General features: G+C 52.9%; 1 rRNA gene. It reads left to right on the top strand.

Annotation, left to right across the window (positions count from 1 at the left end):
- A 23S ribosomal RNA gene (locus KVP70_RS33745) occupies positions 1 to 255 on the top strand; the annotation flags it as partial.

Raw genomic sequence — 255 nt, 5'->3', positions numbered from 1 at the left:
TGGGAAGCAGGTTAATATTCCTGCACCGTCGTATGATGCGATGGGGGGACGGATCGCGGAAGGTTGTCTGCCTGTTGGAATAGGCAGTTTCTGGTTCATAGAAGGCGCTTAGGCAAATCCGGGCGCGCAATTCAAGGGACTGGGACGAGGCATTTAGGTGCTGAAGCAATCGGAAGTGGTTCCAAGAAAAGCCTCTAAGCTTCAGTCATACGAGACCGTACCGCAAACCGACACAGGTGGGCGAGATGAGTATTC

Origin of the sequence: Duganella violaceipulchra (genome assembly GCF_019166075.1) — a bacterium.
Taxonomy (GTDB): Bacteria; Pseudomonadota; Gammaproteobacteria; order Burkholderiales; family Burkholderiaceae_D; genus Rugamonas; species Rugamonas violaceipulchra.
This window is presented reverse-complemented; position numbering and strand designations above follow the sequence as displayed.